We start from the raw sequence: 26,568 nt of genomic DNA, 5'->3' as shown, positions 1-26,568 counted from the left end.
GATCCCTCTCCTCTCGTGTGGACGACGGCTTGCGCGTCGTCCTTATTGCAGATCCAGCACCACCACCGACTTCGGCGGAAGAGTGACGGTCAGCGTATCGCCGCCGAGCTGCGCACCGTTGAAAGCCGTGGGCTTCACGGCTTCGGGCGCATCGAAGCTGTTGTGGGCGTTGATCGCATCGGCGGTCAGGACGCGGCCGGAGACGCTCGCGGGGGCAAGGCCTTCCAGCTTCACCGTGACGGTATTGGGCTGAGCGGGATCGAGGTTGGACAGGCCGACATGAACCTTGCCGTCCTTGCCCCGCACCGCCGATCCGCTGACGGCCGGCATCACGAACTTGCCCTTGTTGTACCAGGGTGTCGCCAGGTCGATCGGGAGGACGGTGGCGTCCTGCCAGGGCTTGTACATTTCGAAGACGTGATAAGTGGGCGTGAGAACCATCTTGCGCCCGTCGGTCAGGATCATCGCCTGCAAGACGTCGACCATCTGTGCGATGGCGCTCATCCGCACACGGTCGGCATGCCTGGCGAAAATGTCGAGATTGACCGAGGCGACCAGCGCGTCGCGCAACGTGTTCTGCTGCCGCAGGAAACCCGGGTTGGTGCCGGGATCGGGGGCGTACCAGGTGCCCCATTCGTCGACCGCCAGGAACACGCGTTTCTGCGGGTCGTATTTGTCCATTACTTTTGCATGGCCGGAAATGAGTTCGTCCATGCGCCAGGTCGCAGCGAGCGTATCGGCCCAGGCGGTTTCGTCGAAATTGACCGGATCGGCCTTCGGCGGCCATCCGCCCTGGGGAATGGTGTAGTAATGAAGCGAAAGCGCGTCGAGATGCTTGCCCGCCTCCCGCATCATCACTTCGGTCCAGTTATAATCGTCGCCATTGGCTCCGGACGCGATCTTCACGATCGTTTTGCCCGCCGGCACTTTCAGGAACGTGGCGTAGCGTTTCGTGACATCCGCGGCATATTCGGCGCGCATGTTGCCGCCGCAGCCCCACAGTTCGTTGCCGATGCCGAAGGCCGGGAGCGCCCAGGGCTCCTTGCGTCCGTTGCGGCCGCGCTCCTCGGCCAGGCTGCCGGCGGGCGCGGTCATGTATTCGACCCATTCCGCCATGGCCTGCGGGCTGCCATTGCCGACATTACCGGAGATATAGGCCTCCGCCCCGACCTGCCGCAGCAACTCGAAGAATTCGTGCGTACCAACCGCATTGGATTCGGTTACGCCGCCCCAGTTGGTGTTGACCTTTACAGGGCGCCTGGCTTTCGGACCGATCCCTTCCCGCCAGTGATATTCGTCGGCGAAACAGCCGCCCGGCCAACGGATCATGGGTACGGCCAGGTTGCGCAGCGCGGCGATCACGTCGTTGCGGAAGCCGTTGGTATTGGGGATCGACCTGTCGTTGCCGACCCACAGACCGCCGTAGATGCCGGTGCCGAGATGCTCGGCGAACTGGGTGAATATCCGCTTGTCATAGACCGGACCGGGACGGTCGGCATGGACGGTGGCCATGGTCGGCTGGCCGTCCGTATCGGCGAGGGCAGTGCCGCCGGCGAGCGCGCTGGCGCACAGGAGAAGCGCGGCGGTCGTGCGGCGCAAGGTCTTGATCATCGAACGTCCTCTCGAAAAATCTGAGGCAAACCGCTTATTTGGGCAGCGGCACCGAGCGGGAAATGTTGTAGGTGGCGGTCTGGACCGGGCTTTCGGTGCCCGGCTGCCCGCTGCCGATGCTGAGGCGGTAATCGCCGGGGATGAGTGCACGCTCGCCTGCCATCGTGACGAAGCTCAGGTCGCGAGGAGACAGGGTGAATTCGATCGACCGGGTTTCGCCAGGCTTCAGCGAGACGCGCTGGAAGCCGCGCAGCGCCAGTCGCGGTGCCCCTTCGAAGGCCGGAGGGGTGATGTAGAGCTGGGCGACGTCCTCGCCCGCCCGCCCGCCGCTATTGGTGATCTGCGTGACGACCTTGATCCCGTTCTCCACGGCACCGCCGACCGGCTCGATCGCCGGCCGTGTGTAGGTGAAGCGCGTGTAGCTGAGGCCGTGTCCGAAGGGATAGACCGGCGCGCCCTTGAAATAGCGATAAGTGCGGCCATCCATGCCATAGTCGGCAAAGGGCGGAAGATCGTTCACGCTCTTGTAGAAGGTGAGCGGAAGGCGTCCCCCAGGATCGGTCTTGCCGGAAAGAACGTTGCCGACCGCGCGGCCGCCCGACTGGCCGGGATACCAGGCCTCCAGGATCGCGGAAGCATTGTCCTTCGCCCAGGACAAGTCGATGGCGCTGCCGTTCATCGCGACGACGACCAGCGGCTTGCCGGTTGCCTTCGCCTTTTCCAGGAACGCGCGCTGGTCGGCCGGCAGGTCGAGCGTGGTCTTGTCTCCGCCTTCGAATCCTACGACCTTGACCGGCATTTCCTCGCCTTCCAGATCGGAGGTCAGCCCCACCACGGCGACGATGACGTCCGCATCCCGGGCGCCCGCCAGAAGATCGCGATCGAGATTGTCAGTGACGCGCTTCCAGAAGATGGCCGGTGCGGCGGGAATGCCGCTCTGCGCCTGAAGACGCACGGCGTAGCGCTCGCCCTTGGTCATGCGTATTTCGGTGAGTTTGAGAGGCTCTGCCCAGCCCGAATAGTCGGTGGCGGACACCACCGGCTTGCCGTTCAGGGAGACCTCGCCCTTCACCCCTGTCAGCGCAAGGCGATAAAGTCCGGTTTCGGGGGCGACGAGATAGCCGGTCCAGACAACCTTGTGCTCGTTTGCCACTTGCCTGAACTCGGCGGCGCGGGACACGATGCTGTCTTCGGTGCGGGTCAGCACGGGCTTCGCGTCATACCGATCCTTGCCGGCGGCGTTGAAGTATTCCGCCTTGATGCCGGGCTTGCCGTCGGGCGTGAGCAGGGCGGTGCCGGGGACGAGATCGCCGTCGGTGATGGAGGGGGAAAAGGGGATCAGCGTGACGGCGGCGCCCGGCATGGCCTGCCGCAGGCCATCCGCGACCGAGACCGGCGGCGCGCTTCGGGCCGAGCTGTAGTTGCCGCGCAGCACGCGGGTCGCATCCGCCAGTGGCCCGGCGAGGGCGATCCTGGTTCCGGGCTTCAGCGGCAACACGCCGTCGTTCTTGAGCAGGACAAGGCTCTTTTCCGCGGTTTCAAGAGCGAGCGCCTGGTGCTCGGGCGTGCCGATCGCCTTGACCGGCGTCGCATTGGGCTTGCGGGCCGAGAGACCCGGCAGGTCGCCGTTGCGAAGGCGTGCGGAGAAGAGGCGGACAAGGGCAGTGTCTATGTCCTCGGTGCTGATATGGCCTTTCGCCAGCGACTCCTTGTAGCGCTCGCCGAGGTCGGCCTTGCCGCCGAGCGTCGCGTTGTTGCATTCGCTGTCGACGCCGCGGCGCAGGGCGACGGCAACGCCGGTGGCTGCGTCCGGGGCGTATTTGTGATGGTCGTAGATATCGACCACGGCATCGCAGTCCGACACGACATAGCCCTTGAAACCCCAGGCGCCGCGCAGGTAGTCGGTCAGCAGCATGGGGCTGCCGCAGGCCGGCTCGCCGTCGACGCGGTTATAGGCGCACATGATCGAGCCAGCCTTGCCCTCCACGATCGCCGCGCGGAAGGCGGGAAGATAGGTATCCTCCAGGTCGCGCTTGGTCGCGAAGATATTGTCGGTGTGGCGGCTCGGTTCGGGGCCCGAGTGGACGGCATAGTGTTTTGGGGTGGCGACGACATTGGGGAGGTCGGGATTGTCGCCCTGGATGCCCCGAATGAAGGCGACGCCGATATGGGCGGTGAGGAAAGGATCCTCGCCATACGTCTCCTGGCCCCGCCCCCAGCGCGGATCGCGGAAAATGTTGATGTTGGGCGACCAGGTATCGAGCCCCGTGCCGATGCGGCCGAGATGTCCGGTCTGGCGGCCCAGCGTGTGCAGCGCCTGGACTTCGGTACTGATGGCCGAAGCGACGTTCTGGATGAGCGGCGCGTCGAACGTGGCGGCAAGGCCGATGGGCTCGGGGAAGTTGGTCGTAGGCACGGCGCCGATCGCGCCGTGCAACGATTCCGTCCACCAGTTGTAGGCCGGAATGCCGAGGCGCGGGATGGCGGGTGCGGTGTTCAGCAGTTGCGCGACTTTCTCATCGAGGGTCAACTTGCCGACGATGGCGCGCGCCTTGGCATCGGCTTCGGCCCAGGGATCGGCCGCCTGGGCATGGGCGAGAGGGGAGGTCGTCAGGCACAGCATTGCGGCGGCCGCGCGCAGGACAAAAGCGGTCTTCATGTCTGTTTTCCCAAGGATTCCTTGCCGCGCCCGGCGAAGGAAAAATGAATGTTTGATCCCGAAGCTTCGGTGGTGAACCGACGGATATGGCCGACAGAGGGAAAGCCGCTGCGTAAACGGCATGGACTGCCGCCGGTCAGACCGGCTGCAATCCGTAGGAGACGATCTTGTCGATGAGGTCGCGATGGCGGGGAAGGGCGGACCGCAAGCGGGCGGTCGCGGCGGCATTTTCGCGGCGAGCGCGGCCGGCAAGTGCCGCGTCGCGCATCAGTCCGGCGGAATCGACGTGGGTGCGGAAGCCCATTCCGTAAAGTACGTATTGGTAGCTTGCGGCGGGGAAGACTTCCTCCACGCGGTCGAACTCGTCATGGAACCAGGGCGACTGGTACTGCCAGAGCAGAAGCAATTCCTGCAGCCGCTCGGGAATGCTCTCCTTGCGCCGATTGTCGCGCCAGAAATCGCTGTCGGTGCGCTGCGTCAGCGCATAGTGGAGTTTCAGGAAATCGATGATGCGCCCCCAGCGATACTGGGTCGTCGCATTGAAGCGCGATGCGACGATATCCATCACTTCGCGGCAGGCGGGCATCTGTTCAGCGATGATCTTGGCGGAGAGTTCGACAAGGACGATGGCAGAGGCCTCGAGCGGCTCCAGAAAACCGGCGGCCAGCCCCACCGCAACGCAATTGCCTTTCCAGAAGGTCTCGCGATGCCCCGAGCGGATCTTGATCTTGCGGGCATCGAGGCGGTCTGCCGCCGGGCCGATATAGGCGCGCAATTCCCGTTCCGCCTGTTCGTCGGTGATGTGGCTGCTGGAAAAGACATGGCCGATCCCGCGCCGTGTCTGGATGCCGATGTCCCAGATCCATCCGGCACTCTGGGCGGTGGAAACGGTGTGCGATGCGATCGGATCGTCCGGCAGATCGTAGGGGATCTGCATGGCAAGCGCAGTGTCGCAGAACAGGACGTCGCCGCAGTCCCTGAAAGGCACGTTCATCGCGCCACTGATCAGCAGCGCCTTGAAGCCGGTGCAATCGACGAAGAGATCGCCCTCGATCTCGCCGGCCTGTGCGGTACCCACCGCGCGAATGTCGCCATCGTCCTTCATTTTCACGTGCTCGACATCGGCAAGGACATGACGAACGCCGAGCTTCTCGCAGCAGTGTTTTTGCAGGAAAGGCGCGAATTTCCCGGAATCCAGGTGATAGGCGTAATTGGCCAGACCGTCGTATTCGGCCGTCGCGATCGTCTTGGGTGCCAGTCCGTCGTCGCAGATGCGGCCTTGGGCACAGACGTTGTCGCAGAAACTCTCGTTGGTCTCGTCCGCCAGCCAGTGCGGGGCGAGGTTCACCTGGCCGAAATTCTGCGGGAGCATGAGCGGGTGATAATAACCGTCATCGGCCCTGCCGGTGGTCCAGCGGGCGAAACGGGCGCCTTGCTTGAAGGCCGCGTCGCATTCGCGGACGAAGTCGGTTTCCGATACGCCCATGCGCGACAGGGTCGTGCGCAAGGTAGGCCAGGTACCTTCGCCGACGCCGATTATGGGAATATTGGGGGATTCGACCAAAGTGACGGTCAGGTCCTTGCCGATGCGCGTCCGGTGCCGTGCGGCAATGACGCCGGCCGTCAACCATCCCGCAGTGCCGCCGCCCACGATGACGATGTTGCGGATGGGATGAACCATGCTGATGCCACCTTGTTAAAGGGAAGGGATGCCGGTCGGCATCCCTTCCAGGGCGAGACAGGGTTAGAAGCGGTAGCGAACGCCCGCCGTGAAGCGCCGGCCATATCCATAGACGTCCAGCAACTGGTTACTGAAGCGGCCATAAGTGCTCAGCGTTTCGTTCGTGATGTTCAGCGCCTCTCCGAAGACGCTGAATTGATCGGTCAGTCTGATATTCGTGCTGAGATCGATCTGGAGGCTGGAGTTCACGAACGTCGGCTCTGCGCCGAAGGCCGAGTTGTTCTGGGCCTGACCGAACTGGAGCAGATACTTGTCGCGCCAGTTGACCGCCGTGCGGAATTCGAAGCCGTTCTTGTCGTAGAACGCGACGAGGTTGGCGGAATTGGCGAGCCCCGTCACGGCAAAGCCGCTGGTGGACAAGTCGTCGCGATCATAGGGCTTGTTGGTTTCGACGAATGTCGCGTTGGCGTTGAAACCGAAGCCGCTGTCTCCAAAGACATGCTGCCATGCCAGTTCGACGCCCTTGACCGTCGCCGATGGACCGTTCACGCGCTGCGAAACGGTGAAGACCGCAGGCTGGCCCGTAGTGGGATCGATGACGCCGTTGATCGACTGGCGCTGCGTTCCCGCGACGATGAAGTTCGACACGTCCTTGATGAAGACGTTCACCGCGGCATAGGAATTCGGCTGGTAGTACCATTCCGCGGCGAAGTCGAAGTTGTCGGCCAGATAGGGCTTGAGGGAAGGATTGCCCCCCGTGGCGGTAAGCGCGCCCACGCGCTGCCCGCTGCCGACATTGAGAACGGGCGTCAAGGTATTGAGCGCTGGCCGTGTCAACGTCCGCGAGGCATCGAAGCGCAAGTGGAAACTGTCAGTCAGTTCCAGCTTCACGTCCAGGGCGGGCAGGAAGTAGGAATAGCTGCTGCTCGTCGAGACCGGCTGGGAGTCGGTAAACTCCACGGTGAGCAAAGTCGGGTCCGCCGAACTGCCGACGATCGAGGTGGGGAGGCGCCCGATGCCTGCCGAAATCACCTTGGTGATTTCCTCGCGGCCACCGGCATTGACGCGGAATGGCATGCCCGCAATCTCGGTCTTGAAGTTCACACCGATCCAGGCCGACCAGCTCTTTTCGACGATGCGCTGGACGCTGCCGGGATCCAAAGCCAGATCGAGCGTTCCATTGAAACCGTCGCAACAGCCGTCATTGTAGCCCGGCGTGGCACCCGCACCCTTCCACAGGCTTTCCAGATACTGCTGATAGGCGCGCGCGTCATATTTGAGCAGGACCGGCGGGAGATTACCGGAATAGCCCGGTATCCATTTGCCGGTGCCGATCGTGCCCTGGATGAGGCTTGCGGGAATGGGAACGCCGGTGGTGCGGCCCGAGGGCGCTCCATAGCCAGCATAGGCCTGCCAGTAATTGTTGGCGAACGTGTTCCGGTTCTCCAGCGAGAACTCGTCCTCCATGTACCGCGCGCCGATCTTGATGGTGAGATCGTCCTGCTTCCAGGTCGCGCCGAGGCGGAACTGCTTGATCTCATCGCTGTTCAGCTGCTGCTGGCGAACGGTAACGTGCGATCCGATGATCGACTGGTCTGTCCAGAGGGCCTGGTTCCCGTTCGGTCCGTAAGTCGTGAGTTCGGGGAAAGCGTTGCTGCTTTTGCCGTTCACCCTGACGCCGAGCGTCGTTCCCAGCAGCCCACCGTAGCCGATGTCACCGTTTTCGCTGCTGATCTGGCCATCGGGATTGAGCCGGCTCTTGGAATAGCTGGCGTCGGCATCGAAGGTCAGGTTTTCGGTCGCGTTCCATTTAAGGTTTGCGCCGATCTGGTTGGTCTCGAGGACCGCGGTGTCGGTGCCTGCCGTGAAGTCGGTGGGCGAGCCTGCCTGGAGGAAGTTGATCGCAGTGCCATTGCCGTCCAGTTCGACGTTCCGCATGTCGCCCTGGTTGAACCAGATGCCGAAGCCGGCAATGTCGGTGACGACCTTCTGACGCGAATAATTGTCGTCGATGGTCAGCATGACATCGTCGGACGGATGCCATTGGAAAGCGATACGGCCGTCGATGCGCTCATCCTTGGTATAGCGCTGGTCGGCGCCATACTGCTGGGCATACCAGCCGTTGACGCTTTTTACCTGACTCGGATCGCTACCGGCATCGGCCGGGCTGCAACTGGCGGCCGTGCTACCGGCAAGTTGGCATGGTGCGAACTTGCCGCCCTGCCAGCCTGATACGAAAACGCGGTTGGTCTGGGTGTCGCGCCGGGTGTAGATGGCGTCGACGAGGAGACCCATCGTATCGTCCGCGAAAGTCGTGCTGAAGAGCCCGCCCACGGTGGGTACGATCTTGCCGGCCTCGTCCTGAACGGAACCGGAGGCACTCAGCGCCACGCGCGTGCCCGGCTTGTCGAACGGCTTGGGATAGGCGATGTCGAGCGTCGCACCGATCGAGCTGCTGGAAAGCGACACATCGGGCGTCTTGTAGACGGCGAGCTGCCCCACGAAGTCTGCACCGACAGTCGTGAAATCGACCGAACGCCCACCGGCGGCAGTCGAGATACGCCGACCATCGATCAGAGTCTCGTTGAAATCTCCGGCGAAACCGCGGACCGAAATGCCCTGCGGCTCGCCTCTGGAGCCAGACCGCTGGATGGAAACGCCCGGCAGGCGCTGAAGCGACGCCGCCACGTTCGAATCCGGGAACTTGCCGATATCTTCCGCCGAAATGACATCGACGACTCCCGAGGATTCGCGCTTGATGTCAAGATTGCGCTGAAGGGAACCGCGGATACCAGTGACGATAATATCGCTCGTGCTGGGTTCCGTCTCGTTGCCTTTCTCGCTGCCCGTCTGATCGGCGGTTTGCGCAGGGGCCGTTCCGGCTATCGATAAAGCCAGCAGGCTTGCGGCAGTAGCAAGTATTACGCGCTTCCTTGTCGCAGGTGCGCAATTGATTTTGGACATCATGATCCTCCCCTTGTTCAGACAATGTCTCGCCCGACAGCCGGCTATCATTTATAAACCGGCGATCATGTATTATAATATTATATCAATGATCATATATATTTTGCCAAAGCAGGCATCTTCGTAAAAACATCAAGTCATTTTCATAATGGTAGCGCTATCAAAAAAATAGCGCGGAAAAATTCATTACTGTACAAATTGATGTTAAATCTTAGTAGCCATGCAGCTTTACGATCACGATCGCGAAACGAGCGTCATGAGCATCGGTCGCAGCCATCTTCTACAGCAGTATTACGAAGTCTCTACGCTTATCGATGCGTTGCCGCAAAACCGCCTCGATGCGCAATAGTTACTGCGTGAAAATATTGAAATGCCATTACCCTCCCCAATTCAGACTATGCTCCGCCCTTGCCCCGAAGCTTTTGCGCATCGGTGACAATCTGAATTCAAATTCGGATGCAAAGATTTCGGCCTTAAGGCGAAATTTTCATCCTCTTCCCTGTCTTCTCTTTTTCTGTATCAAATGGTAGCGCTATCGAAACGGCCGATCAAGAGAAATTGTGAGGCTGTGCCGCAAACTGGAAAAGCGGCGAAAAAGGTAAGAAAAGAGCCGTTAATCCATGAGACCGATCGCGGCAAAAGGGATGGGAGAAGCACGTGTCCAAAATGGAACTGCTCAGCAGTGATAAACATGCCACAGTCCGGGCATTGGCGGCGGAACGAACGATAGGGTCCTTCGTCAGAGTGGTACTCGACGAGATCGTCATGGCCGCCGCTTCCTGTCCGTTACTGCTTTCCAAACATGCGGAAACAGGTGCCTTTTATATAGGCGCGTTGATGGGCTTCAAAGAACGCGAACTTTTGATCGAGCGACCGGATGGGAAGCCGTCGTTCATACCGATGGAGTGGGATCGGGAAGGTTTTTTTGCAGTTGACGAACATATTGCTCTCGACCGTGACTGTCGTCGCTTTGCCGAAGATCAGGGAGAATTGCTGTTCGACCAGAATGGCCAGCCGACGCCGTCGCTGACAGCGGCGCAAAGGGCGCTTGGACGACTGATATCCGCAAATGCAGGCACGGACCTTTTCATCGCGGAACTGGTCGCCCATCGCCTGATCGAGCCGATCGATATTTCGCTGAGTTTCGACGACGGCGAGCGTTTGCGACTGGATGGGCTTTATACGGTCAGCCTCGATGCAATTGCGGACCTGGATGACATGTCCTCGCTCCGACTCCTGCGGGCCGGCCATTTGCAGATCGCCTATGCCATGACGGCATCGCTCCAGCACATCGCACTGATGTCACGGCGACGTAACGAGCAATTGGTTTCGGTTTGAGGCTTGCCAGCGATGACCGGCGGGATAGCGCAAATCGATATCGCGGAGATCGGAGGCGCGGCTGGCCTGGCTGCATTGACCCGCGAATGCCGTCCGGTCGTGGTACGGGGCGTCGGTGACGACTGGCCGCTCTACGCTGCGGCGCAAGCGGGCGCCGATGAGGCGCTTGCCTATCTCTCCGAACGGGATGCCGGGCTGACTGCGGAGTATTTTTCGGCGCCGATCGCGCTGAATGGCCGGTATCACTATGGAGAGGAGCCGGGGAGCTTCAATTTCTCGCGCAAGGTGATGGAAGTCAGCGAGGCGCTGGAACGCATTCGTCGCAATGCGTCCGTCCCCGTAGAAACCGGTTATGTGGGCTCACTTCCAGCCGATTCCTACTTTCCCGATTTTGCGGGGCAGAATCCGTGCACGTTGATGGCCGAGGGAATCCGACCGCGCCTGTGGCTCGGTAACCGATCGACGACGGCCTGCCACTACGACTCCTACGACAATCTAGCGTGTGTGGTTGCCGGCCGACGGCGCTTCACGCTCTATCCGCCCGAAGCGATCGGTGATCTATATGTCGGACCGATCGATCACACTCTATCCGGTCAACCAGTTTCGATGGCGGCGGGGTTGGATGACGTGGATGGCCGCTATCCGCGCTTTGCTGAAGCGCGGGCCAAGGCATGTGTCGTCGAACTGAACCCGGGAGAAGCGCTTTATCTGCCCAAGTTGTGGTGGCATCAGGTAGACGCGCTCGATCCGGTGAACATACTCGTGAACTACTGGTGGGACGGCTTTTCCGCTGGACCGGACTCGCCTTATGCGGCGCTGCTGCTGGCCATGATCGCCATAGCCGAACGTCCTGCTCCCGAGCGTGCCGCATGGCGCGCCTATTTCGATCACTATGTATTTCGGCCGGATGGGCACCCCTTGGCGCATCTGCCGGAAACGCAGCATGGCGTTCTCGGACCGCTGGCGGAGGGCCACTACGGCCGCATCAGGACCTTGGTGATGCGTATGCTGCGGGGTGCATGAGGCGCCCATCGGGACGTGATAACAACTGGAGAGAGGGTAAATATGGGACAGTTGAAGCATATTGCCGTATATCTGGGTGCCGCTGCATCGTTTATCGCAGCGCCGGCGCAGGCTCAGGTAGCGACCGAAGGACCGGCAGCGGTCGTCGGTGCAAAATCGATCAGGATCGAGCGCATCAAGGTCCATGCGCCAACCATCGAGGGCAATCTGGAAGGCGAGACCGCCGACCGCGACGTGCTGGTCGTGCTGCCTCCCAGTTATGGAAAGGAACGTAACCGGCGCTATCCAGTGGTCTATGCGCTCCATGGCTACTCGATCGGCGCCGAGCAATGGGCCAGAGAAATTCATCTGACCGTTACTGCGCAGAACGCCTTCGCCAACGGCGCACGGGAGATGATCCTGGTGCTGCCCGATTCAAAAACGGTCCATAACGGGTCCATGTATTCCAGTTCGGCCACGACCGGGGATTTCGAGACATTCATATCCAGGGATCTGATCGCATACATCGACAGCCATTATCGAACGATAGCGAAGCGAGAAAGTCGCGGGCTGTCCGGCCATAGCATGGGCGGCTACGGCACCAGCCGCATCGGCATGAAGCATTCCGATATGTTCGGCGCGCTTTACATGATGAGCCCCTGCTGTCTCTCGGCGAGGGATGCGGGACCTATGGATCCGTCGGCGCTGAAGCAACTTGATGCGGTGCGGACGCCTGGTGATTCTGCGGGGCTTCCTTTCCTGCTTCGTGCGCAACTGGCGGTTGCGGCGGCATGGTCGCCCAATCCGGATAATCCGCCTCTTTACCTGGACCTGCCCGTCAAGGATGGGACGGTTCGCAACGATGTGCTTGCAAAATGGGCAGCCAATGCGCCGCTGTCCTTCGTCGATCAGTATATAGGCAATCTCAAGCGTTATCGCGCGATCGCCATCGATGTCGGTGACAAAGATGGACTGAAGGATGATGCGCGGACACTGCACGAAACACTGCATCGCTATGGCATTACCAACCGCTTCGAAATCTATGAGGGGGACCACACCAATCGCGTGGCGTGGCGTTTTCAGGATCAACTGATGCCGTTTTTCTCGCAGAATCTCGTTTTCCAATAGCAAAGGCACCGCAAATGGCAGACGAAGGGCTAGTTAGCGTTAACAAAAACCGTTGCCAGCTCTTCGAACATCTTTAGGCTGAAACGAAATCGGAACCGGGGACCGGACCGATTCCAGGGGAGGGCAGGGCGTGATCCGGCAAGGTAATCGTATTCATTGGCTTATGGCGCTACCCTATTGCGCCGCCGCGTCTCCAGCCTGGGCCGCGCCGCGGCTCGATCCGATGTTTGGCGATCATGCCGTCATCCAGCGGGAAATGCCGGTAACCATAACCGGGCGCGCTGCTCCGCGGGAAAACGTCACGGTTCTGCTCGGATCGACGAGCAAGGACGTGCTGGCCGACAAGGACGGCAGGTTCACGGCAAAGTTCGATCCGGTGACGGAGGCGGGCGCAATAAGGCTGGAAGCGCAAGCGGCGTCCGGCATGGTGGTGGTGCAGGACGTGGCGATCGGCGACGTGTTCCTGTGCTCGGGCCAATCCAACATGGAACTGGAAGTCCGCAATGCACAGGACGCGGTCGGGCAAATCCGGAGTTCGGCCGACGATCAGCTTCGGCTGCTGCTGGTTCCCCGGGCGGTGGCGGACGAGCCCCTGCGCGATTTTCGCGATGCTCCCAATTGGAAAGTGGCAGGGCCGGACAGCGTCAGCGATTTTTCGGCGGCCTGCTTCTACATGGCGCGTGAACTGCGGAAAGGAACGAAGGTGCCGATCGGCGCGATCGCCAGCAGTTGGGGCGGTTCGCGCATCAGTCCGTGGATGGGCGCCCGGGCGCAGGCGGAGGTCGGACAACAGGCGGCCGCTGCCTTGGTAGCGCTTCACGGCCGAGATCCTTTCGCCGCGGAAAAGGCCGCCAGCGCGCAATGGGAAAAGTGGTGGCGTGGGCAGACGGGCGACAAGCCGGGCAGCGAGCCGTGGCAGGCCGATAGCGCCTTGGCCTGGGTGGACGTGCCGCGCATCGGTCCATGGGAGGAATGGGGCGTACCTTCGCTGGCCGATTACAACGGCATGGTCTGGTATCGCCGAGAATTCGAATTGACGGCAGCGCAAGCCAAAGGGTCGGGCCAGCTTTCGCTCGGACTGCTCGACGATGTCGGGCGTGTATGGATCAATGGCAAGCCCGTGGGCATGAGCGCGCGCGCCTGGCAGCCGAGCAGTTTCGACGTGCCGCCCGGTGTGCTCAGGGCCGGACGCAATGTCATGATCGTCAACGTCCAGGACAATTACGGCAACGGGGGGCTTTCCGGACCGGCCGAAGTCCTGAAATTGTCTCTGGGCGATGGCAGCGAAGTCCCGCTTGGCGCGCAATGGCGCTATTCGGTGCCGCAGCGCTCGCCTGAAGGTGCGCCGCGCGTGCCCTGGGGTGATGTCACCGGAACCGGTACGCTCTACAACGGCATGATCGCGCCGCTCGGAGCGATCGGGCTGAAGGGCGTGGCCTGGTATCAGGGTGAATCCGATGTCGATCTGCCCGGTTATGCCGAGCGCATGAAGGCGATGATGGCCGATTGGCGGCGTCAGTTCGGATTGCCGGACCTAGCCTTTGCCGCGGTGCAGCTTGCGGCCTATGGCGCGCCGGTCACCGCGCCAGCGGAAAGCGGCTGGGCGGCGATGCGACAGATCCAGTATCGGGCGATGGCACAGGACGATCACGGCGGGCTGGCAACTGCGATCGATATCGGCGATCCTTTCGACATCCATCCGGGTGAAAAGCAGGAAGTCGGGCGCCGACTAGCCCGGGCAATGCGCGCGGCGGCCTATGGCGAACAGCACCCGCGAACCGGTCCCCAGGCGGTGCGGGCCGTTGCCGGTAGCGATGGCGGGGTGGTCGTCGAATTTACCGGACTGACAGGCGGACTCCGCACGCGCAGTTCCGCGCAGGCGATCGGTTTCGAACTCTGCGGCGAAGCCCTGGGCACTTGCCGCTTCGTGCCTGGCAAAGTGGAGGGCACCCGCGTCCTGCTGGCCGGAGATGGCGCCGCCGCGACGCGGGTGCGTTATGCCTGGGCGGGATCGCCCGTCATCAATCTCTATGACGATGCGGCCCTGCCGATCGGCTCCTTCGAATTGCCGGTCGTAAAGACGCGCTGACAACCAAGGCCGCGCGAACAAGCGGCCGGATAGCCAATCGGCGAGACACTTCATTGCAGAACGAACAAGGCATGCGGCGGCGTGGTGTCGCTGCATGCTTGCAACAGGAGAGGACTGAACGATGGGAAAAGCGCACTTCTTGCGCATGGGCGGCTTGGTCGCACTGGCGTTTGCGAGTTTCGGGGCGGATATCGGCGCGGTGCAGGCGCAGGCGATCCGCGCGACGATCGACACCGGCCGGGTGAGCGCACCGGTAACCGCCTATGAATATGGCATGTTCATCGAACCGATCGCGGGTCTGGTCAACCAGACGCTCTGGGCGGAAATGCTCGACGACCGCAAATTCTATTATCCGGTGCGGGTCGAGGGGAAAGACGAGAAAGTCCCGGATACGGTGGAGGGGCGTCCGGCGCCGGTGTTCCGCAAGTGGCGCCCCGTCGGCGGCGAAGACGCTGTCGTCATGGATCAAGTGGAACCTTTCGTGGGCAAACAGAGCGCCGCCGTCACACTTGCCGGGACCACGCCGCGCGGGTTGATCCAAGGCGGCATGAGCCTCGTGGCGGGCAAGACCTATGTCGGCCGCATTCAAATAAGCGGGGATGCCGGAGCCAAAGTGGAGGTCGCGCTGATTTGGGGGCCGGGGCCGCGCGACCGGCAGGTCATGACCTTGCCCACGCTGGGCGCAGGCTGGGCGGAAGTGCCGTTCCGCTTCACGGCCGGCAAGGCATCGTCCGATGCCCGGCTGCAAATTACCGGCACGGGTAGCGGCGGCTTTCGCGTCGGCGCCGTATCGCTGATGCCTGCCGACAACATCAACGGTTGGCGCGCCGATACGACTGCGATCGCGCGGTCCTTGAACTCGGGCATGTGGCGACTACCCGGGGGCAACTTCCTGTCCAATTGGGACTGGCATCAGGCTTTGGGTCCGCGCGACAAGCGCGTGCCGATGTTCGACCATGCCTGGAGCGCCATGCAGACCAACGATATCGGCATGGACGAATGGATGGAATTGACGCGCATCCTGGGGGTAGAGCCTTACGTTACCGTCAATGCCGGCCTGGGCGACGCCAATTCGGCGGCCGAGGAAGTCGAGTATCTGAACGGTGCGGCGACCAGCGAATGGGGCGCGAAGCGTGCGGCCAACGGGCATCCCGCGCCTTACGCCGTCAAGTGGTGGAACATCGGCAACGAGCCTTACGGCTGGTGGCAGATCGGCAAGACCAGCCTCGACTACTACCTGATGAAGCATCGGGATTTTGCCGAGGCGATGCGGGCCAAGGAGCCGGGCATAACCCTGATCGCCTCCGGCGCGATGCCGGACCAGTTGCATCCACGCGACGTGAAGGAAAATCCGTCGCTGGAGAGCATTCAGCGGAAGTTCGGCACCGAGGAAGACTGGACCGGCGGTTTCTTCGCCAAGGCCATGGGTACTTTCGACGGGATTACCGAACATTGGTACGACCGGGGCGAGGAGCGCCCCGACGCGCCTGCCGACGAGGAACTGATCGAATTTGTGCGCTCACCCTCGAACCATGTCCGCATGAAGGCTGAACAGTGGAACATCTATCGTCAGCGCTATCCCGAGATTGCGAAAGCCAACGGGGGGAAGGGCATTTTCCTGTCCATGGACGAATATGCCTACATGGCCAAGGACGGCGCCACGCTGAAGTCGGCGCTCGCCTACTCGATGGTGATTCAGGAAATGCTGCGGCATACCGACTTCCTGCGGATGGCGGCATTCACCTCGGGCGCATCCACCATGGATATCACGCCTACGGGTGCGACGATGAACACGACGGGCCTCGTCTTCAAACTCTACGGAGAACATTTCGGCGCGGGTACGGTGCCGCTCGCGCTGAACGGTAACGTGGCTCAGCCCGATCCCAGGCACGTCGTGGGGTCTGCCCATCCGCAGGTGAAGGCGGGAAGTGCGACCTGGCCGCTCGACATGGTCGCGGCATTGAGCCCCGACGGCAAGGCACTGCGCATCGGCATCGTCAATGCGACGTTCAAGCCGCAAAGCGTGGCGATCGACTTGCCCGGAAAGCGCACGCGCGGGCCGGGCAAGGTCTGGCGCCTCACCGCGAGCTCGTTGAACGCGGCCAACAAGGTGGGCGCCAAGCCGGGTGTCGTCATTACCGAAGGCAAGGCTCCGGCGATGAACGGAAGCCTGAGCGTGCCACCGCTTTCGACGTCGGTCTTCGAATACCCGTTGGACGACGGCGGCGCCCCGCTCTGAGATGATGGGGGAGGGCGCGCCGGACCGGCGCGCCTTCTCACCGGCGCAGCGCGGCGTCGCCCCAGGTTACCGGCACCGCATTGCCTCTGGCACCATCGGCGCGCGCGACCAGTTCGAGGACGGCTATCCCCTTCACATCGGCTTCGAGCGATTGGGCCGCCGCACCGCGTCGCAGCGGAGCGGAGCTGGCGAGCGGCTTGCCGTCGCCGTAGAGGTAGAAGCGTACGGTCTGTTCGCCGTCCAGTGCGCTGTCGTCCACGCCGACTTGGGCACTGAAGCGGACGAACCCGGCATTGCGCACTTCGAGCCGACTGTTGGCCAGAACCCCGATGCCCGCCCCGTAAGTGCGTCCGGCCACGGTCAGTGCCTGGTTGTAAGGCGTCGCATCCGCCATCGCGCCGCCCCAGCCGGCATACATGGGCCGCTCGCCGATGCCGCGCGTGCCGCGCCAGCCCGGAATCGACCGATAGATGGTGGGATCGGGCTCGGGCTGGACGACACCGTCCGCCGCCGGATTCACCGCGCCGGGCTGTTCCGAGAGGTAGAGGCCGTCCGCCAGCATGCGCGTTCCGCTGGCGCGGAACACCACCGTTTCGCGCGGCGCGATGTGGAATTTGGTCTCCTTGGTGAAGTCGCTCTTTGCGCCCGTCCAGAGGTTCGACAGGGTGACGGCGCGATCGGCGCGGAATTTCAGATGATCGGCCGTCAGCACCGCGTCGACGGGAGCGAGGCCGCGGTTGAACAGGGCGACGGCCTTGTCTCCGTTTGCCAGCGTCTTGACCAGGATCTGAAGCCCGTCGCTGTCGAAGGCGACAGTCGCCTGATTTCCGGCTGGATCCTGATTGACCGCGATGAGCGCGGCATTGCCGAAAATGTCGAGCAGGGGCTGGGGCGTCGTGCGCAAGTCGGCGCCGATCAGCAGCGGCGCATTCATCATGGCCCAGAGCGCGAAATGGGAACGCGCCTCGGTCAGATGGTTCGCATCGAAATCGCCTTTGCCGATGAAGAGCATGTCGGGATCGTTCCAACTGCCCGGATGGGCATAGAACGCGCGGCGCACGGCGCTGTCGTAATTGGTGAGCATCCGCCCCCAGTCGGGCGAAATGTCATCGCTGGTGCGCGAGATGCTGCCGACGTCCTTACCCCAGGAGCGGACATTGGCGCTGCCCCAGATGCAAAGCGAGAGCATGTAGTCGCCATCGGGATTGTATCTGGCGAGCGAGCGGTTGATGTCGGCAAAGAGCGCCTTGACCGCCGGGATGTTCGACCGCGTCACGCTGTGCTGGTCGATCAGCGGGGCGAGTGCACGATACTGGCCGCTGCGCACGCGCTCGGCCTCGGCGGTGAAGGCGCGGATGCCGCAGCCGTCGACCTTGATCGCATCGAAGCCCCAGTCCGCGAAGAAGAGGCGGATGTCCTGGTCGCTATGGCCGTAGAGGCCGACCTCGCGTTCGGCCATCGTGCCTTCCGGAAGCTGCGCGGGACCGTCGGAATAGGCCTGCGAGCAACTGTTGCGGCCGAGGTCGGAATAGATGCCGGCCTTGAAACCCATCGCGTGCAGCTTGTCGGTCAGGGGGCGGAAGGACGGATCGCCGCGCTTCATCCGGGCCGAGGGAAACTTGTCCGCGCGAATGATGAGCTTCCCGTCGCCGGTGCGGCGCTTGAGCCACCAGCCGTCATCGATGTTGATGAAGCGATAGCCCTTCTTCGCAAGGCCGGTGTCGAGAATGCGTTGGGTCGAGCCGAGCAGCTTTTCCTCGTCGATCTCGGTGAAGAAGGCGTTCCAGCTGTTCCAGCCCATCGGCGGAAGCTGCGCGCTGCCGACTTGATAGGCGCTCCACGCGCCGGTGGGCGCGAGCGGATCGATGGTCTGGGCAGAGAGACCGGTGCCGGCGCAGAGGACCGCGAGGGACAGGAGCGCGCGGCGCAAGGTCATGTGAAATCCATGAAGGTGAGCCTGACCGGCTTTCCGGCCTGAAGCGTAAGGTTGCGTTCGGCGCTGCCGAGGCGGATCTTGCGCGCGCCCCCGAGTTCCGGACGCAATATCGCGTGCTCCAGGCGGCCGTCGCGCCAATGGAGGTCGACGGTGCAGCGGCCACGGGCACGCAGGCCGGTGACATTGCCGGTCGGCCAGGCCTTGGGGAGCGCGGGAAGAAGGTCGATACGATCGCCATGGCTGTCCATCAGCATCTCCACGATCCCCGCCGCGCCGCCGAAATTGCCGTCGATCTGGAACGGCGGGTGCGCGTCGAGCATGTTGGGATAAGTGCGCTCCGGGCCCAGCAGGAAGCGCAGGATGTCGTGGGCATGATCCCCTTGCCGCAGCCGCGCCCAGAGATTGATGCGCCAGGCCGTCGCCCAGCCGGTGGCGCGGTCGCCGCGTATCTCCAGGGTGCGGCGGGCTGCGGCGGCCAGCGCGGGCTCGCCGTCGGGGGTGATCTGGTGCGAGGGGTGCAGGCCGTAGAGGTGGGAGACGTGGCGGTGCTCCTGCTCCGGCGCGTCCGCATCCCAGTCCTGCTGCCATTCCTGGAGCTGCCCCTGCCTACCGACCTTGTAGGGCGCCAGCCTTTCGCGCGCGGCGTGCATTTCGGCGATGAGCGACGCCTCCATGCCGAGGATCTGCGCGGCCTCGGTCGTCCGGGCGAACAGGTCGCGGAGCAGAGCCATGTCCATGGTCGGACCGGCGCAGAGCGTGCCGCCATGGCCATGCGGGTTTTCCGGGCTCATCGACGGGTTGGTGACGAGAAAGCCGGTGCTCGGATCGCGCTGCAAGGTATCGAGGAAGAAACGCGCGGAACCGGCCATGATCGGGAAGATCGAGGCGAGATAGGCAGGGTCGCGGCTATAGTCGTAGTGGTCCCAGAGGTGGACGCAGAGCCACGCGCCGCCGGTAGGCCAGAGGCCGAACTGCGCTCCGTCGATCGGCGCGGTCGCGCGCCAGAGATCGGTATTGTGGTGAGCGACCCATCCGCGCGCGCCGTACATCGTCCGAGCCGTGCGCTCGCCGGTGATCGCGAGCTGGCGCACCATCTCCACCAGCGGGGCGACGCATTCGCCGAGTGCGGTAGGTTCGGCGGGCCAGTAGTTCATCTGGGTATTGATGTTGATCGTGTACTTGGAGCCCCAGGGCGGGTTGAGGCTGTCGTTCCATAGCCCTTGCAGATTGGCGGGTTGCCCGCCCGGCCGGGAGGAGGCGATCAGGAGATAGCGGGCGTATTGGAAGTAGAGTGTCGCAAGCGCGGGATCATCGCTGGTCTGCGAAGCGGCGATCCGCTGGTCGGTGGGCAGCAACGCCGCCGGCGAGGTGCCGAGATCGAGGCCCACGCGGCGGAACAGGCGCCGGTGGGCGATCGCGGTGTCGGCAGCGATACCGGCGAACGTGCGGCCCCTGGCTCTGGCAAGCGTGTCCGCCGTGGCGGCGAGGGGATCGCCGCTGACGTCGTCGAAGCGCTTGTAGCAGGTCGCCATGGCCAGCAGCAGGGTAACGGCCCTGGCGCCGCGAATGGCGAGGCGCCCATCGGCGCCGTGGCTGACGCTGCCGCCTTCCAATTGCGCCGTCAGGCGGGCGGCAAAGCGAAGACCGCCCTCGATCCCTTTCGAAGCGCCGTTGCGGCCGGTGAGAAGCAGGCCGGAAGGCCCGTCGCTGGTAGCCCGGACATCGCGCTGGGGCGAGCGAAGCGATATGTCGCAGTCGAGCTTGCCTTCGCCTCCGGCGGTCAGGCGGACGGCGATGAGCTGGTCGGCCGGCGAAGCGACGACCTTACGGACATGGGGGATGCCGTTCGCCTCGAAGCGGGTGGTGGCCATGGCCGTGTCGAGATCGAGTTCCCGGTGATAGGTGGCAGTCTCACCCAGGTCCGGAAAATCGAGGATCAGATCGCCCAGCGTCTGATAGGGCATCTGCGTCAGCGGCTTTGCCATCAGCGTCCGGTTGGCGAGCGCTTCGGCTTCCTCGATCCGACCGGCGAAGATCAGTTCGCGCACCTGGGGTAGCATCGCCTTCGCCTGCGGATCGACAGGATCATAAGGCTGGCCCGCCCAGAGCGTGCTTTCGTTGAGTTGCAGCTTCTCCTGAGCCGTGCCGCCGAACACCATGGCGCCGAGGCGGCCATTGCCGATGGGCAATGCCTCTGTCCATTTCGCCGCCGGCTGGCGATACCAGAGTTTGAGCAGATGGGGTGCTGTCGGTGCGGCCCTGGCAGGCTGTCCGAGGCCGAGCGAGGCCGCGCCCGCCGCCATGGCCGCCATCGTTTCTCGGCGGCTCAGGCTCATGGCTGGGTTCCCTCCGGCAGGGGCGAGAGCGTGAAGCTGTCGATATCGAGATAACCGCCGCTTGGCGCGGGATTGTAGCAGGAGAGCGCGATCTGCTGTCCCTGGAAAGTCCCGGTGCGCCAGTCGAACGCGAGCGGGAAGGCGCCTCCTGCCTCGTTCCACGACTTATTGTCGGAACTGTAGGCGAGCTGGCCTTGCTTGGTCTCGAAATCCATGTCCACGCGCAGCCAGAGGACGCGTGCGCTCAGGGGCAAGGCTGGGACGCGAACTTCGGTGCGGGGGCCTTGGACAGTGCTTTCGGTGAGCTGCATCCGCAAGGATCGCGCGCCCTTTGCCCCGCCGACGACGGAAAGCTGGGCATTGTATTTCCCGAAGCTGCCGAGGCCGCAGATGTCTCCGGCCTTGATCCCACCTGCGTCGATTTTCGCGACGGCGCGCATGCGCGGACCTTGCGCCTTTTGCGTGAGCGTATTGCGTGCGGTCCAGATGCCGTCGGCCTCGGTAGCATGGAGGCGGAGGAAGCCGGGGCGCTGCGTCAGCGACCATTTGCCGTCGTCGGGGTTATGGTTCCATTGCCATTGCAGACCGAGTTTCGGCGCCGAGAAATCGTCGGAAGATGGCGGCTCTGCGAAAGGATGCCCCAGGATCGGCTTGGGCGAGCGATCCGGCACATGGTCGGGGTTTTCGGGCGTGCCCCAGAAGGGCCAGCCGTCTTTCCAGTAGACCGGGCTGATATTGGTCATGCGGCCGATGGCGCCGGCATCTACCATGACGAAACCGTACCAGCCGCCGTCCGGCAGATCGACGATCGCGCCTTGATGGCCGCCGGTCTTGTCGTCGATGGAGGACTTTGTCTCCCACGGACCCCAAAGGCTGCGGGAACGGGAAACGGTCATCGCCAGCTTGGAGGGGATGGCGTTGAAGAGATAGTACCAGCCATCGTGGCGGATGATCTTCGAACCTTCCGCGCCTTTGTTGTAATAGGCGACTTTGGCGGCGGTAACGGCGGAGAGATCGCCGTTGAGGGTAAGCAAGGTCAGCGTGCCGTCGGTTCCGACCGAAGTGCCGAGATAGGCGGTGCCATCCGCGTCGATGAACAGCGCCGGGTCGAAGGCTTCACGGTCCAGTTCCCTGTAGGTCCATGGACCGTCGATCTTCGCCGAGCGATAGATGCGCGTCTTGTGGCCGACCGGGGTCACTGCAAGGTAGAACATGCCGTTGTGACGGCGCAGGCTCGCGGCATAGAAACCGTGGCGATAGTCGCCCCCGCCTTTCAGGTCGTAGCGCGGATCTCCGTCCAGCCGATCGACCACATGGGAAGCGATCGTCCAGTTCACCAGGTCCTTGGAATGCAGGATCGTCACGCCCGGTGCATTGGCGAAGGTGGTCGAGACGAAGTAGAAATCCTCGCCGACGCGGATGACATCGGGGTCTGGGTAGTCGGCGAAGAGTACGGGATTGCGGTAAGTGCCGTCGCCCTGGTCGGAGCGCCAGACTTGCGCGGGGGCGGCGGCGGCGATCAGCACGGCGGCGAGGGCCAGTGCCGCGCCGATGCCGTGCTTCCGGGTCATGACGGGCATGCTCACGATGCCGGGGTGTAGTGATAGAGGCCGAAGACCGTGCCGACGAAACCGCCCGCCTTTTTGGTGCTGAGCAGAGTGGCGTCGACGCTCTCTTTCATTGTCCGCGTCCTGCCGCCCACCGCATAGTCGAAGGCCATCGTCCCGCCGGTAGTGCGGATGGTCAGGGTGACCGGCCCGGTCGTCGGGACTGGTGCGGAAGCGACCAAACTGTCGGCATCGGCCGCATCGCGGGTATAGAGCGCGACCACCGTCTTTCCCGCAATCCGGGTCAGGCCGAAGAACAGGTTGCTGCGGTCGCTTTGCACGGCAGCGAGACCGGCGCGGTCGCCATCGCTCACAGGCGTGTAGCGGAGCGTCGTGGAGACGGTGGCATTGGCATGCTGCTGCCGCCGTCCGATGAAGGCGGGAACACCGTCGAGGTCGCCGATCGGGCTGCCGCTGTCCAGTTCCAGCGCGCCGCCTTGGAGCCGGTAGAACGGCTTTTGCGGCGTCCGGATGCCGATCCACTGCATCGGCAGCGTCTTGCCGTCGAACTCCTCGACATAGCCGAAATCACCGCTTGTCGGGATCGGCGGCTTGGGCTGGGCGGGCAGGTTCGGCGCCTTCAAGGCATGAGGGATTGCCTGACCGCGCGGCAGGATGATCGGCCAGCCGTCCCTCCATTCTACCGGCAGCAGAAATGTCTCGCGGCCGATATTGTAGTAATCGTCGGCGTAGGGCCGCACGGCCAGAAAAGTCGCCCACCAGTCGCCGTTCTGGGTCTGGACCAGCTCGGCATGGCCGGCGGATCCGATGAGGTCGGGCCTTGCCGGATCGAGATCGCGCTGGGTCAGAATGGGGTTGCCAGCGAACGGCACATAGGGGCCGCGCAGATCCTTGGAGCGGAAGACGACCTGCGAATGGTTGACGCTCGTTCCACCTTCCGCGGCGGTCAGATAATAGGCGCCGTCCTTGCGGAAGATATGCGGCCCTTCGATCCAGACCGGCTTCCTGGCGATGTCGACGCCGCCATTGATGAGCTGGGCGCTTTCCCCCACCATCTTGCCGGCGCGCCAGTCGTATTCCTGGATCCAGATCGCACGGTGTCCGTCGTAGCGGGACGGCTCGTCGGGCGCGCGGTTGTTGACGATATAGGCCTTGTCACCCTCCCAGTAGATCGAAGGGTCGATCCCTTCGAAGGGGAGCCAGATCGGGTTGGACCAGGGGCCGGCCGGGTCCTTGGCGGTGATGACGAAATTGCCCTTACACTCGACGCAGGTATTGACGATGTAGAACGTGCCGTCATGCCAGCTGATGTCCGGTGCGAACACCGCCTGCGACAGACGGCGGCCCTTGAAGTCGAGCTGTTCGGGCCGATCGATCGCGTTGCCGATCTGGGTCCAGTTCACCAGGTCCTTCGATTTGAAGATCGGCAGTCCGGGGTAATTCGCGAAGGAACTGTTGACGAGATAATAGTCCTCGCCCACCCGCAAGACCGAGGGGTCCGGGTAATAGCCGGTCAGGATCGGGTTGAGATATTCGCCCGGCTTGATCGCGACCTTCTCACTCGCTTCGCCCTTGTAGGTGAAGCGTTCGAAGCGGGCGGGTTCCGCATGAGCGGCCAGCGCGAAAAGAGGCAGAGACAGCAGCGCGGAGGAAAAGCTCGAAAAGCGCGAGGTCCGGCGTGTCACGATCTATCTCTCCTTGAGCTGCCATGGCTTGAGTGCACGGCTGAATTATTGGTAGCGTTAACAAAAGCGACTGTCGAGTAGGGATCCGAAGGTGGAGGCTACTTTCCGGAAGAGGGAGCGGAGATGCCTGCGTCGGTCTGCACCACGGGCTTCATCGTACCGTCGGCGTTATATTCCAGGTGCTCAACCGTAACCGCACGGCGACCGATCGCGCCGTTGAGGTCACCGATGGCAAGCGCGGCATTGTGCAGGAAAATATACCATTGGTTCCCGAACTCCGCGATGCCGGCGTGGATGGTGAAGCTGTACTTGCCCGAGCCGGTGAGTTCGCCGCGATACGTCCAGGGTCCGTTCAGCGACGGCGCCGTGGCATAGGAGATGCGCTCGTCACGGTGAGATGCGCGGTCAAGCGAGGCGTAAGTCAGGTAATAGAGCTTGCCGCGCTTGTGCAGCCAGGGGCCTTCCTCGAAATGCGGCGGGGTGATCTCGCGGATCGGCCCGTCGATTTCGATCATGTTCGGCTTCAGTCTCGCGATATAGCATTGGCGATTGCCCCAGGCGATCCAGGTCGTGCCATCGCCGTCGGTAAAGACGGTCGGGTCGATATCTTCCCAGCTATGCGTGCCCTTGGGCGTCATCTGGTTGGTGATGAGCGCCGAACCCTTGGCATCGATGAAAGGGCCGGTGGGCTTGTCGGATACGGCAACCGCGATCGCCTTGCCCGGATGGGTGTTGTCGTGCTCGACGGCGGCGTAGAACCAGTACTTTCCGTTCTTCTTGATCGTCTGGGAAGCCCAGGCATCCTTCTTCGCCCATTTGAAGTCGGAAACGTGCATGATCGGACCATGGTCGGTCCAATGCTTCATGTCGGTCGTCGAATAGACGAGCCATTCGCGCATGTTGAACATCTCGTCGCGTTGCGCTTCGTCATGGCCGACGTAGAGATAGAGGCGGTCGCCATCCACCATCGGCGCGGGATCGGCGGTGAACTTGTCGCGGATGATGGGATTGGAGCCGGGAGCCTCCTGCGCCAGGGACGGCGTCGCCAGAGCTGAAAGGAACAGGAAGGTTGCAAACGACCGGCTCATGGAAAATCCTTGTATCGCGCAGCTTGGGGAAAGGAGGCGCAGTGCCGATCGGGCCTGGTTCAGCCGACCATGCGACAATGATCCTCGGCCGATAACTGATCGAAAACTCGGCCCTGACGGCTGCCCCTTCTCCCTTTTCATGCCTTGCTTTCCCGCCCGACAGGCTTGGCATAGGCTTCGACAGTCGTACCCGATAACGCGAAGGGGTCAATAACTCCCACAAATAAAATTCTGATATTTTAACTTGATGATGGCGTTTCCACGCGTTTTTATACTTCCCGACGGAAATCTCGTCTAGATCGAGGCGTCAAGCTCGGCGAACGACTCATACAATTGGGAGAATGAAATGCGTACTGCCATGGTTGCGTTAGCGTTCACGTTATCGAGTGTATCGGCAGATGCGGCCATGGGGCGGGAGGAAGGAAGCGGTCCTTATCCTGCGATGTTCGAAGCCCGGCCCGATTTACCAGGGCAAGTGATCTATCGGCCGAAATATCTCGCGCGGTTGGGCAATGAAAAGCTGGGCATCTATGTCTTCGGCAACGGCGGATGCAGCGACGATGCAACGGGATCGCGCAACCATTTGCTTGAAATCGCTTCCCACGGCTACCTTGTCGTCGTGCCCGGCCATATTCCAGGTTCCTCGACCAAGGCGAACGGCGCAACTCGGACCACGGAAAAGCTTGTTGCGAAAACCCGGACGCGCCAACTCAGCGAAGCGATCGACTGGGCGCAGCGCGAGGCGGGAAGGGCGGGCAGTCCTTTCCGGGGCCGAATTGCCGCCGATCAGATTGCCGTGTCGGGATGGAGCTGCGGCGGACTGCAGGCCCTCTTGGTGGCGCAGGAGCCGCGCGTGAAAACTGCCATCATCATGAACAGCGGCTTCTTCAACGATGGCGTAAGCCCGATATCCGGCGTCGTTTCCGACAAAAGAATGCTCGATGGATTACACGGACCGGTGCTTTACGTCCTGGGTGGTAAGGAGGACATCGCCTGGACGAACGGGCGGGACGATTTCGACCGCATTCATCAGGTAGCGGCAGCGCTGGTCGATATTCCCGTCGGTCATGGCGGCACCTACATGCAGCCACATGGCGGACTGGGAGCAGAAGTCGTCACGTCCTGGCTGGATTGGCAATTGAAGGGACGCGGCTCTGCCGCAGCCCGCTTCAAAGGCCCGGATTGCGGTTTTTGCCAGGACCCCAGGCTGACGATCGAGACGCGAAACATGCGCTGAAATATGA

Annotated in this window: 15 protein-coding genes; 6 read left to right on the top strand and 9 right to left on the bottom strand. The window is 62.7% G+C overall.

The features are described 5' to 3' along the window. Window positions 1-42: 42 nt before the first annotated feature. The 4 genes from AC4D6D_RS09665 to AC4D6D_RS09650 all read right to left on the bottom strand — a co-directional run bounded on the left by AC4D6D_RS09665 (window position 43) and on the right by AC4D6D_RS09650 (window position 8,918). Window positions 43-1,611, bottom strand: a complete 1,569-nt coding sequence (locus tag AC4D6D_RS09665) for an alpha-N-arabinofuranosidase (protein ID WP_491325110.1) — start codon at window positions 1,609-1,611, stop codon at window positions 43-45. A gap of 34 nt (window positions 1,612-1,645) precedes the next feature. Next, the gene (locus AC4D6D_RS09660) at window positions 1,646-4,270 is read right to left on the bottom strand and encodes a glycoside hydrolase family 3 C-terminal domain-containing protein (protein ID WP_491325109.1); all 2,625 of its coding nucleotides are present in this window, start codon (window positions 4,268-4,270) and stop codon (window positions 1,646-1,648) included. 136 nt (window positions 4,271-4,406) lie between these two features. Beyond that, window positions 4,407-5,951, bottom strand: coding sequence for a tryptophan halogenase family protein (locus AC4D6D_RS09655; protein ID WP_491325108.1), 1,545 nt, complete (start codon window positions 5,949-5,951; stop codon window positions 4,407-4,409). Between the two features lie 63 nt (window positions 5,952-6,014). After that, a complete protein-coding gene (locus tag AC4D6D_RS09650; protein ID WP_491325107.1) occupies window positions 6,015-8,918 on the bottom strand; it encodes a TonB-dependent receptor in 2,904 nt (967 codons plus the stop codon). 663 nt (window positions 8,919-9,581) lie between these two features. Here AC4D6D_RS09650 and AC4D6D_RS09645 point away from each other — a divergent pair. The 5 genes from AC4D6D_RS09645 (at window position 9,582) to AC4D6D_RS09625 (ending at window position 16,711) form a co-directional block, all read left to right on the top strand. After that, window positions 9,582-10,253: a SapC family protein gene (locus AC4D6D_RS09645; RefSeq protein WP_491325106.1), complete on the top strand. Its 672-nt coding sequence runs from the start codon at window positions 9,582-9,584 to the stop codon at window positions 10,251-10,253. A gap of 12 nt (window positions 10,254-10,265) precedes the next feature. Next, window positions 10,266-11,276: a cupin-like domain-containing protein gene (locus AC4D6D_RS09640; RefSeq protein WP_491325105.1), complete on the top strand. Its 1,011-nt coding sequence runs from the start codon at window positions 10,266-10,268 to the stop codon at window positions 11,274-11,276. 42 nt (window positions 11,277-11,318) lie between these two features. Then, window positions 11,319-12,383 carry an alpha/beta hydrolase gene (locus tag AC4D6D_RS09635; protein WP_491325104.1) on the top strand — a complete coding sequence of 355 codons (1,065 nt, stop codon included), beginning with the start codon at window positions 11,319-11,321 and terminating at the stop codon, window positions 12,381-12,383. A 163-nt stretch (window positions 12,384-12,546) separates the two neighbouring features. Beyond that, complete coding sequence (locus tag AC4D6D_RS09630; protein WP_491325103.1) at window positions 12,547-14,472, top strand: sialate O-acetylesterase; 1,926 nt, start codon at window positions 12,547-12,549, stop codon at window positions 14,470-14,472. A 121-nt stretch (window positions 14,473-14,593) separates the two neighbouring features. Further along, a complete protein-coding gene (locus AC4D6D_RS09625) occupies window positions 14,594-16,711 on the top strand; it encodes an alpha-L-arabinofuranosidase family protein (protein WP_491325102.1) in 2,118 nt (705 codons plus the stop codon). A gap of 37 nt (window positions 16,712-16,748) precedes the next feature. On the opposite strand, the gene AC4D6D_RS09620 is transcribed toward AC4D6D_RS09625, so the two are convergent. The 5 genes from AC4D6D_RS09620 to AC4D6D_RS09600 all read right to left on the bottom strand — a co-directional run bounded on the left by AC4D6D_RS09620 (window position 16,749) and on the right by AC4D6D_RS09600 (window position 25,324). Beyond that, window positions 16,749-18,647 carry an NPCBM/NEW2 domain-containing protein gene (locus AC4D6D_RS09620; protein WP_491325101.1) on the bottom strand — a complete coding sequence of 633 codons (1,899 nt, stop codon included), beginning with the start codon at window positions 18,645-18,647 and terminating at the stop codon, window positions 16,749-16,751. Beyond that, a complete protein-coding gene (locus tag AC4D6D_RS09615; protein ID WP_491325100.1) occupies window positions 18,644-20,983 on the bottom strand; it encodes a glycoside hydrolase family 95 protein in 2,340 nt (779 codons plus the stop codon). Before AC4D6D_RS09615 ends, AC4D6D_RS09620 begins: the two co-directional genes overlap by 4 nt. Next, the gene (locus AC4D6D_RS09610; RefSeq protein WP_491325099.1) at window positions 20,980-22,554 is read right to left on the bottom strand and encodes a glycoside hydrolase family 43 protein; all 1,575 of its coding nucleotides are present in this window, start codon (window positions 22,552-22,554) and stop codon (window positions 20,980-20,982) included. Before AC4D6D_RS09610 ends, AC4D6D_RS09615 begins: the two co-directional genes overlap by 4 nt. A gap of 11 nt (window positions 22,555-22,565) precedes the next feature. Beyond that, window positions 22,566-24,236 carry a glycoside hydrolase family 43 protein gene (locus AC4D6D_RS09605; RefSeq protein ID WP_491325098.1) on the bottom strand — a complete coding sequence of 557 codons (1,671 nt, stop codon included), beginning with the start codon at window positions 24,234-24,236 and terminating at the stop codon, window positions 22,566-22,568. 98 nt (window positions 24,237-24,334) lie between these two features. Beyond that, window positions 24,335-25,324: a glycoside hydrolase family 43 protein gene (locus AC4D6D_RS09600; protein ID WP_491325097.1), complete on the bottom strand. Its 990-nt coding sequence runs from the start codon at window positions 25,322-25,324 to the stop codon at window positions 24,335-24,337. 346 nt (window positions 25,325-25,670) lie between these two features. On the opposite strand from AC4D6D_RS09600, the gene AC4D6D_RS09595 reads away from it, so the two are divergent. Next, window positions 25,671-26,561 (top strand): poly(ethylene terephthalate) hydrolase family protein, encoded by an 891-nt coding sequence (locus tag AC4D6D_RS09595; protein WP_491325096.1) that lies wholly within the window; start codon window positions 25,671-25,673, stop codon window positions 26,559-26,561. Window positions 26,562-26,568: the final 7 nt, after the last annotated feature.

This window comes from Novosphingobium sp. BF6 (assembly GCF_058273105.1).
This window is presented reverse-complemented; position numbering and strand designations above follow the sequence as displayed.

Coding starts and splice junctions, on each gene's coding strand:
- AC4D6D_RS09665 (WP_491325110.1), bottom strand. CDS start 1,611: ATGATCAAGACCTTGCGCCGCACGACCGCCGCGCTTCTCCTGTGCGCC.
- AC4D6D_RS09660 (WP_491325109.1), bottom strand. CDS start 4,270: ATGAAGACCGCTTTTGTCCTGCGCGCGGCCGCCGCAATGCTGTGCCTG.
- AC4D6D_RS09655 (WP_491325108.1), bottom strand. CDS start 5,951: ATGGTTCATCCCATCCGCAACATCGTCATCGTGGGCGGCGGCACTGCG.
- AC4D6D_RS09650 (WP_491325107.1), bottom strand. CDS start 8,918: ATGATGTCCAAAATCAATTGCGCACCTGCGACAAGGAAGCGCGTAATA.
- AC4D6D_RS09645 (WP_491325106.1), top strand. CDS start 9,582: ATGGAACTGCTCAGCAGTGATAAACATGCCACAGTCCGGGCATTGGCG.
- AC4D6D_RS09640 (WP_491325105.1), top strand. CDS start 10,266: ATGACCGGCGGGATAGCGCAAATCGATATCGCGGAGATCGGAGGCGCG.
- AC4D6D_RS09635 (WP_491325104.1), top strand. CDS start 11,319: ATGGGACAGTTGAAGCATATTGCCGTATATCTGGGTGCCGCTGCATCG.
- AC4D6D_RS09630 (WP_491325103.1), top strand. CDS start 12,547: ATGGCGCTACCCTATTGCGCCGCCGCGTCTCCAGCCTGGGCCGCGCCG.
- AC4D6D_RS09625 (WP_491325102.1), top strand. CDS start 14,594: ATGGGAAAAGCGCACTTCTTGCGCATGGGCGGCTTGGTCGCACTGGCG.
- AC4D6D_RS09620 (WP_491325101.1), bottom strand. CDS start 18,647: ATGACCTTGCGCCGCGCGCTCCTGTCCCTCGCGGTCCTCTGCGCCGGC.
- AC4D6D_RS09615 (WP_491325100.1), bottom strand. CDS start 20,983: ATGAGCCTGAGCCGCCGAGAAACGATGGCGGCCATGGCGGCGGGCGCG.
- AC4D6D_RS09610 (WP_491325099.1), bottom strand. CDS start 22,554: ATGACCCGGAAGCACGGCATCGGCGCGGCACTGGCCCTCGCCGCCGTG.
- AC4D6D_RS09600 (WP_491325097.1), bottom strand. CDS start 25,324: ATGAGCCGGTCGTTTGCAACCTTCCTGTTCCTTTCAGCTCTGGCGACG.
- AC4D6D_RS09595 (WP_491325096.1), top strand. CDS start 25,671: ATGCGTACTGCCATGGTTGCGTTAGCGTTCACGTTATCGAGTGTATCG.